This window comes from Actinomadura harenae (assembly GCF_003696215.1).
GTDB lineage: Bacteria > Actinomycetota > Actinomycetes > Streptosporangiales > Streptosporangiaceae > Spirillospora > Spirillospora harenae.
In genome coordinates this window covers 1-5790 of the sequence record NZ_RFFG01000210.1, presented here as the reverse complement: position 1 = coordinate 5790, position 5790 = coordinate 1, and the positions used below count along the sequence as shown (strand labels likewise).

Sequence of the window (5790 nt, the reverse complement as noted above, 5' to 3'; positions counted from 1 at the left end):
TGCGCGCGCGCCCGCTCGGCCTGCCGCCGCCGCGAGTCCGCCTCCCGGACGAGCCGGACGACCCGGTCGGCGCGGGCCGCCGCGTCGAGCCGGGAGGCGAGGTCGGCGCGCTCCTCGGCGCGTTCGGCGAGATCGTCCCTGCGGCGGACCGCCTCGGCGTGCCGCTGCTGCAGTCCTTCCAGGTCACGGGCCTGTTCCAGGGCCTGGCGCGCGGTGACGGCGAGGTCCGAGGCGTCCGAGAGCAGGTCCTCCTGGAGGGCCAGCAGGTCGGTGTGCTCGACGCCGAGGGCGCGTGCCCACGCGGGCAGCGCCTCCACCGTCTCCAAGGTCTCCTGCGCCGTGAACGGGGCCTCTCCGGAGCCGGAACCGGAGCCCGGCCGGGGCGCGGGCACCAGCGCGACGGACTCGTGCGGGCTCGGCTCCCCGGCCGCCTCGGCGACGCGTCCGGCGAGGGACGCGGCGCCGGCGCGCAGCGCGTCCGCCTCGCGGCCGGTGTCGCGGCGGCGCTCGCCCAGCCAGTTCTCGACGGCGGTGAAGACCTCGGCGGAGAACAGGCGTTCCAGCAGTTCGCGGCGGCCCTTGGCGTCGGCGCGCAGGAACCCGGCGAACGCGCCCTGCGGCAGCATCGCGACCTGGCAGAACTGCGCGGCGGTCATGCCGAGCAGCGTGCCGATCACGTCGTCGGCCTCGCCCACCCGGGTGGACAGCGCGACCCACGCGCCGTGCTCGAACTCCTCCAGGACGACCTTGGCGTTCTCCTTGATCAGGCCCTCGCCGCGCTTCTTCGGCCGGTGCCATTCAGGGGACCGGGTGACGCGCAGCCGCCGCCCCCGGACGGTCGTCTCCAGCTCCACGCTCGGCGGGAGGCCGGGCGCGGCGTGGTCGCTGCGGAGCCCGCGCGCGCTGTTGCGGACGCCCGGGACCTGCCCGTACAGCGCGAAGCAGACCGCGTCGAGCACGCTGGTCTTGCCCGCGCCGGTCTGCCCCTGGATCAGGAACAGGCCCGCGTCCGACAGCGCGCCGAAGTCGATCTCCTGCCGGTCGCTGAACGGGCCGAACGCGGTGACGACGAGCCGGTGCAGTCGCATTACCGCAGCGCCTCCTTGCGGCGGAACGCCTCGAACGCCTCGTGCAGCAGGTCGCTCTCGGCGCCGGACGCGGGCGTGCCGGTGACCTCGGTGACGAAGTCGTCGGCGATGTCGAGGGGGGACCGCTCGCGCACCCGGTCGGCGAACGTGCGGCCCCCGGCGGAACCATCGGCCGCGTCCGGTTCGAAGGACAGCGCGAGCGTGTGGGGGAACCGCCGCCGCAGCCGCTCCATCGCCGAGGTCGGGCGGTTCGGGTCGGTGATCGTGAACTGGAGCCAGTGCCCGGTGAGGTCGTCGTACCGGGACGACTCGAGCAGGTCGTCGAGGCGTCCGCGCAGGCGCGCGAGCGGGCGCGGCACCGGCGCCTCGACGAACTCCTCGCCGAGCGAGCCGTCCGGGCGCAGGTCGATGAGCCAGGAGCCCTTGACGTGGTCCTCCTCGGAGAAGGAGTAGGCGAGCGGCGAACCCGAGTACCGGACCCGCTCGGTGATGCGCCGGCGTCCGTGCAGGTGGCCGAGCGCGGCGTAGTCGACCCCCTCGAACACCGCCGCCGGGACGTTCGCGGCTCCGCCGACCGAGATGTCGCGTTCGCTGTCGCTCGGCTCACCGCCGGTGACGAACGCGTGCGCGAGCACCACCGACCGGGCGCCGCCGCGTGCCGCCAGGTCGGCCCGGACGCGCCGCATGGCCTCGCCGAGCGCCGCGGTGTGCCCCCGCTCGGAAAGGTCCCACTCCGAGCGGACGATCTCCGGCTCCAGATAGGGGATCCCGTAGACGGCGACGTCGTCCACCATGACCGGCTCCCCCACGCGCGCGGGGTCGGTGCGCAGGTGCACCCCGGCGGCGTCCATCAGCCCGGAGCCGAAGCCGAGCCGCCGCGCCGAGTCGTGGTTGCCCGCGATGAGGACCACCCGGGTGCGCTCGGCGAGCCGCTCGAGCGTCTCGTTGGCGAGCTTCACCGCGTCCACGCCGGGCAGGGCCCGGTCGTACACGTCGCCGGACACCAGCACGCAGTCGACCCGCTCGTCGCGGACGGTCGCGACCAGGTGGTCGACGAACGCGGCCTGCGCGGACAGCAGGTCCTCGCGGTGGAACGAGCGGCCGAGGTGCCAGTCGGAGGTGTGGAGTATTCGCATCGCGACCACACCCTAGGCGTCACCTCCGACACTTCCGGCCCGGAAACGCCGCCCCGCCCCGTTTCCCCGCCCCGCCCCCTCGCGTTCGGTCACGCTCGGTGAGATCGTCCGCACCCAGCGCGGGCGGGCCGCGCGGTCGCCTAGAGTGGCGCGCGTGAGCGACCGTCCCCACGTCCTGCTGAGCTGCGCGATGTCGATCGACGGTTACATCGACGACGCGGGGCCCGAGCGGCTGCGCCTGTCCACCCCGGCCGACTTCGACCGGGTCGACGCCGTCCGCGCCACCTGCGACGCGATCCTCGTCGGCGCCGGGACCGTCCGCGCGGACGACCCGAAACTGCTGATCAAGAGCCCGTCGCGGCGCGAGCGGCGGGTCACCCAGGGGATGGCGCCCGACCTCACCAAGGTGACGGTCACGTGGAGCGGCGACCTCGACCCCGGCGCGCGCTTCTTCACCACCGGCGAGGCCCCGAAGCTGGTCTACGCGTCGTCCGGGAACGCCCCGGCGCTCGCCGCGCGGCTCGGCGACCGGGCCGAGGTGATGGACGCGGGCGACCCCGTCCACTTCCCCGCGATGCTCGCCGACCTGGCCCGGCGGGGGGTGCGGCGGCTGATGGTCGAGGGCGGTGGCGGCATCCACACCGCGTTCCTCCAGCAGGGCCTCGTGGACGAGATCCAGCTGGTCGTCGCCCCCTTCTTCCTCGGCGACCCGGCCGCGCCCCGGTTCGTCGGCTCGGGCGTGTTCCCGCAGTCCCCGGAGCGCCCGATGCGCCTGGAGGAGATCACCCGCATCGGCAACCTCGTCCTGCTGCGCTACCTGGTCGGAGAGAACCGTGGCTGACGCCACCCCGCCCGCCACCCCGCCCGCCACCCCGCCCGCCGTGCCGTCCGCCGGCCCGCCCGCCGACGCGGAGTGGCTCGCGCTGGCCTGCGACCTGGCCGCGCTGTGCCCGCCGTCCGAGACCGCCTTCTCGGTCGGCGCGGTCATCGTCGCCCCGGACGGCACGGAACTCGCCCGCGGCCACTCCCGCGAGTCCGACCCGCACGACCACGCCGAAGAGTCGGCCCTGGCGAAGCTCCGCGCGGGCGGCGTCCCGCCCGGCACGACCGTCTACAGCTCGCTCGAGCCGTGCGGGGCGCGGAAGTCGCGGCCGAGGCCGTGCGCCGAGCTGATCGTCGCGGCCGGGATCCGGCGCGTGGTGTTCGCGTGGCGCGAGCCGTCGCTGTTCGTCGAGGGCACGGGCGACGAGCACCTGCGCGCGCACGGCGTCGAGGTCGTCGAGCTCCCGGCCCTCGCCGACCGGGCGCGGCGCCCGAACGCGCACCTCCTCGGCCCGGCCTGACCCGCCCTCCTTCCTGAGACGGCGGCCGAGACCGGCGTCTCGTCCCCTCTTGCGGACGCCCCGGTGGGTCGTGCGATGCTGTCTCCCAAGCAAGCATTCGGTCAAGTCCGGGAGGCGGCATGCGCGAACACGATCGGCTGTTCATCGGCGGCGGGTGGGAGGCCCCCGCGGGCACCGGCGTCATCGACGTGGTCTCCCCGCACACCGAGGAGGTCGTCGGCCGCGTCCCGGACGGCACCGAGGCCGACATGGACCGCGCCGTCCAGGCCGCCCGGCTCGCGTTCGACCACGGCCCCTGGCCCCGGATGACGCCCGCCGAGCGCGCGGCGATCCTCGGCCGCCTCTCCACGATCTACGCCGAGCGGCAGCAGGAGATGGCCGACCTGATCACCGAGGAGATGGGCTCGCCGATCCTGTTCTCCATCTTCGGCCAGGCCGCGCTCCCGCAGATGGTGCTCCAGTACTACGCCGACCTCGCCGTCGACTTCACCTGGGAGGACGAGCGTCCCGGCATGCTCGGCCCGGTGACCGTCACCCGCGAGCCGGTCGGGGTCGTCGCCGCGATCTACCCCTGGAACGTCCCGCAGTTCACCCTGATGCTGAAGCTCGCCCCGGCCCTCGTCGCGGGCTGCACCGTCGTCGCCAAGCCGTCCCCGGAGGCCCCGCTCGACGCCTACCTGCTGGCCGAGTGGGCGCGCGAGGCGGGCGTCCCGGACGGCGTGCTCAACATCGTCCCCGCCGGACGCGAGGTCGGCGCGTACCTGGTGTCCCACCCCGGCGTCGACAAGGTCGCCTTCACCGGCTCGACCTCCGCCGGGCGCAGCATCGGCGAGGCGTGCGGCCGGCTGCTGCGCCCCGCGACCCTCGAGCTCGGCGGCAAGTCCGCCGCGATCATCCTCGAGGACGCCGACCTCGGCACCACCATCGAGGGCTTCAAGATGGCGGCCCTGATGAACAACGGCGAGGCGTGCGCCGCGCAGACCCGGATCCTCGCGCCGCGCAGCCGCTACGCCGAGATCGCCGACGCGCTCGGCGAGATGGTGTCCGCGCTCGCCGTCGGCGACCCGGCCGACTACGCCACCGAGATCGGCCCGCTCGTCGCCCGCCGCCAGCAGGACCGCGTCGAGAACTACATCCGGATCGGCCAGGACGAGGGCGCCAAGATCATCGCCGGGGGACTGGACCGCCCCCGCGACCGCGGCTGGTACGTCGCCCCGACCGTCTTCGCCGACGTCACCAACGACATGCGCATCGCCCGCGAGGAGATCTTCGGGCCCGTCCTCGCCCTCCTGCCCTACGACACCGAGGACGACGCCGTCCGGATCGCCAACGACAGCGACTACGGCCTCGGCGGCTCGGTCTGGACGGCCGACGTCGCCCACGGCGTCGACGTCGCCCGCCGCATCCGGACCGGCTCCTGCGGCGTCAACCTGTACGTCCTCGACCCCAACACCCCGTTCGGGGGTTACAAGGACTCCGGGCTCGGCCGGGAACTCGGCCCCGAGGGGCTCACCGCCTACCTGGAGCACAAGTCCATCCCCCGTCCGGCCTAGAACGCCCGCGGTCGACGAGAAGCCCGCCCCAGGCGCTGAACGCCTGGGGCGGGCTTGGCGGGTCTAACGAGGACGGCCCCGGGCGGACGGGGACCACCGGGCGCCCGTTGGTCGGTGGTCCCCGTTCGGCCGGGGCCGTCCCCGTGGCCCGGCGGCGGGGCGGAATCGCCGGCGGGCCCTCGGAAGGGTGGTGCGCGGGCCGGGGTCAGGTCACGGGGACGGGACTCCAGCCGTGCCGGTGATGGCAGGCGCGCGCCACCTCAGGGTCGACGGTCCCGGTCACCAGAAGGCGGACGTCCGGGACCGGGACGGGGGCGTGGTCGAAGGTCAGGGCGCGCAGCTTCTCCGGGGTGACGACCGCGGCCGTCGCCCGGTGCGCGCCGATGGCGTGGAGCAGGGGCGCGACCTCGGGCTCGGGGACGCCGACGAGCGTCGCCCCGTGCGCGAGGCACAGGTCGGACAGCCCGATGAGGACGTCCGGGCGGCAGTCGCGGACACCGCAGACCAGCACGTCCCCGGAGTGGATCCGGGTGACGGCGGCGAGCCGGTGCAGCGCGGCGAACCGGTCGCCGTGCGTGAGGTCCACGGGCGGCTCGAACAGCCGCAGCGCGGGTTCCGGCGGCGGGACGCCCGGCCCGGCGCTCCCCACGCCGGTCCCGGGCGTCCCGCC

At 75.0% G+C, this 5790-nt stretch carries 5 protein-coding genes and 1 pseudogene; 3 read left to right on the top strand and 3 right to left on the bottom strand.

Features of this window, described 5'->3' with window-relative positions; all coding sequences use genetic code 11:
* Together EBO15_RS42480 and EBO15_RS42475 are read right to left on the bottom strand one after the other, a co-directional pair.
* Nucleotides 1–1088, bottom strand: a 1088-nt coding sequence (locus EBO15_RS42480) for an AAA family ATPase (protein WP_147481909.1), incomplete at its 3' end; no start/stop codon positions are given.
* Nucleotides 1088–2224, bottom strand: a complete 1137-nt coding sequence (locus EBO15_RS42475; RefSeq protein WP_122200096.1) for an exonuclease SbcCD subunit D — start codon at nucleotides 2222–2224, stop codon at nucleotides 1088–1090. The genes EBO15_RS42475 and EBO15_RS42480, both read right to left, overlap by 1 nt.
* Nucleotides 2225–2378: 154 nt before the next feature.
* On the opposite strand from EBO15_RS42475, the gene EBO15_RS42470 reads away from it, so the two are divergent.
* The 3 genes from EBO15_RS42470 (at nucleotide 2379) to EBO15_RS42460 (ending at nucleotide 5120) form a co-directional block, all read left to right on the top strand.
* On the top strand, nucleotides 2379–3065 hold the full coding sequence (locus EBO15_RS42470; RefSeq protein ID WP_122200094.1) for a RibD family protein: 687 nt from the start codon (nucleotides 2379–2381) through the stop codon (nucleotides 3063–3065).
* Entirely contained in the window at nucleotides 3058–3567 is a 510-nt protein-coding gene (locus EBO15_RS42465; RefSeq protein ID WP_378239408.1) for a cytidine/deoxycytidylate deaminase family protein, read from the top strand. Before EBO15_RS42470 ends, EBO15_RS42465 begins: the two co-directional genes overlap by 8 nt.
* 119 nt (nucleotides 3568–3686) lie before the next feature.
* Complete coding sequence (locus EBO15_RS42460; protein ID WP_122200093.1) at nucleotides 3687–5120, top strand: aldehyde dehydrogenase; 1434 nt, start codon at nucleotides 3687–3689, stop codon at nucleotides 5118–5120.
* A 205-nt stretch (nucleotides 5121–5325) separates the two neighbouring features.
* Here the strand turns inward: EBO15_RS42460 and EBO15_RS44910 are convergent.
* A pseudogene (locus tag EBO15_RS44910) lies at nucleotides 5326–5790 on the bottom strand (AMP-binding protein); the annotation flags it as partial.

Bases quoted from the DNA above. Each gene is read 5' to 3' on its own strand.
- EBO15_RS42475 (WP_122200096.1), bottom strand. From the start codon at position 2,224: ATGCGAATACTCCACACCTCCGACTGGCACCTCGGCCGCTCGTTCCAC.
- EBO15_RS42460 (WP_122200093.1), top strand. From the start codon at position 3,687: ATGCGCGAACACGATCGGCTGTTCATCGGCGGCGGGTGGGAGGCCCCC.